The organism is Burkholderia sp. LMG 13014, from assembly GCF_905232215.1.
Taxonomy (GTDB): Bacteria; Pseudomonadota; Gammaproteobacteria; order Burkholderiales; family Burkholderiaceae; genus Burkholderia.
Map to the genome: position 1 here is coordinate 1 of NZ_CAJNKE010000818.1, position 2,118 is coordinate 2,118.

Sequence of the window (2,118 nt, forward strand, 5' to 3'; positions counted from 1 at the left end):
CTCGCCGCCGGCTTCGGCACCGTGCTGAACGCGCAACTCACGGCCGCGCAGATGGCGTCGTGGGGCTGGCGCGTGCCGTTCTTCTTCGGCCTGCTGCTCGGGCCGGTCGCGTACTACATCCGCACGAAGGTCGACGAGACGCCCGAATTCCTCGCGGCGGAAGGCACCGCGAACCCGCTGCGCGACACCTTCGCGTCGCACAAGGCGCGCCTGGTCGCTGCGATGGGCGTGGTCGTGCTCGGCACCGTGGCAACCTATCTCGTGCTGTTCATGCCGACCTACGGCGTGAAGCAGCTCGGCCTCGCGCCGTCGGCCGCGTTCGCGGCGATCCTCGTGGTCGGCGTGATCCAGATGGCGTTCGCGCCGCTCGTCGGCCACTGGTCGGACACTTACGGCCGCGTGCGCGTGATGATCGCGCCGGCCATCGGCATCCTCGTGCTGATCTATCCGGCGTTCGCGTACCTGGTCGCGCATCCGGGCTTCGGCACGCTGATCGCGCTGCAGGTGCTGCTCGCCTTCCTGATGACGGGCTACTTCGCGGCGCTGCCGGGTTTGTTGTCCGAAGTGTTTCCGGTGCAGACGCGCACGACCGGGATGTCGCTCGCGTATAACGTCGCGGTGACGATCTTCGGCGGCTTCGGGCCGTTCATCATCGCGTGGCTGATCAAGGCAACCGGGATGAAGACCGCGCCGAGCTTCTACCTGATGTTCGCGGCCGTGTTGAGCCTCGTGGCGCTCGTCGTGCTGCGCCGGCGGTTCGGGTTTCGGTAACAGGACGGGCGGCGCGCGTCAGTTGCCGACGCGCTCGCATACGGGCTGCGCGGGCATCAGTTGCGGCCTGGCTTCGACGGTCTGCACGGGGCGCCCGGCGAGTGCGGCGAGTGCCTGCCTGAGTTGCCAGTCGGTTGCCGTGCCGAACACGCGCTGCGGCAGCGCCGCGCTCTTCGCCGTATCGATCTTCGCGAACGCACGCTGCTCGCGCAGCTTCTGCCGTTCCTTGCGCCCCTTCGCGAACGGATCGGGCGCCAGCCGGTCCGCATATGGTGCGCGGGCGAGATCGGCTTCCCGGTACCACAGCAGCACGCCGTCGACGTCCGAGTCGCGGCGCGGCGGCACGAGCCAGTCCGGCGCGACGCCGTAGCCGTCCATCGGGCAGCCGTTCGGCCGCAAGTTGCGCGCATACGTGAAATTCAGGCGCGTGCCGTCGATCAGGTCGACGCCCGTCTGCGCGAGGCCCTTGCCGTAGGTCGGCATGCCGAGCAGTTTCGCGCGGCCGAGATCCTTCAGCGCGGCCGCAGTCGCTTCGGCGGCCGATGCGCTCTGTCCGTCGACGAGCACGACGAGCGGCACGGTGCGCCACCAGTCGTCGGCCTGCAGCGGCGCGAGCGGATCCTGCCCGTGCATGACCGGCAGTTCGTAGTCGGGCCAGTTGGTCGTGTAGCGGCGGCGGTTGGCATCGCTGCGCTCGACCGTCACCATCGCGGTGCGATCACGGCCCGTGAACAGCGCGGTGATGCCGATCGCCGCATTCAGCGCGCCGCCGCCGTTGATGCGCAGGTCGAGAATCAGGCCTTTCACCGGCGGGCCCGCGCGGCGCGCGGCCTGCACCGTGTCGATGTAGTCGCCGACCGCCGGTTCCGGGAAGCTCGACAGCCGCGTGTACAGGATGTCGCCGTCGAGCCGTTTCGCGTTCGCCGGATGCGGTTTGAGGATCTTTCGCACGGGTGCAAAGCTCAGGACCGCGTGCGACGGGCCGCGCTGGACCGTGAGCTTCAGCGGCACGCCCGCGTCGCCCTTGGCGAGTTGGGTCAGGTCGGCGGGGTCGATGCCGACGACGCTCGTATCGTTCATCGCGACGACGAGATCGTCGGGGCGCACGCCGGCCTGTTCCGCGGGCGCGTCGGGAATCACGTCGACGATGTGCAGCCCGTCGGGCCGCGTCTCGAACACGATGCCGATGCCGGGTGTACCGTCGCGCGCACGCCGTTCGTCGTCGCGCCGTTCCTGCTCCTCCTTCGCGTCGAAGAAACGTGCGTACGGCAGCGTCTTGATTCCTGCGTGGGTCGTTGCGTCGAGCAGCGCGCCGATGTCGACGTCGGTCAGGTGCTGCCGCTTCAG

At 69.3% G+C, this 2,118-nt stretch carries 2 protein-coding genes; one reads left to right on the forward strand and one right to left on the reverse strand.

Annotated elements, in window-relative coordinates; translation table 11 throughout:
- Positions 1–771, forward strand: a 771-nt coding sequence (locus tag JYJ84_RS34960; RefSeq protein ID WP_205190150.1) for an MFS transporter, incomplete at its 5' end; no start/stop codon positions are given.
- A gap of 18 nt (positions 772–789) precedes the next feature.
- Here the strand turns inward: JYJ84_RS34960 and JYJ84_RS34965 are convergent.
- Positions 790–2,118: S41 family peptidase (locus JYJ84_RS34965; RefSeq protein ID WP_205190151.1), on the reverse strand; the 1,329-nt coding region annotated here is incomplete at its 5' end.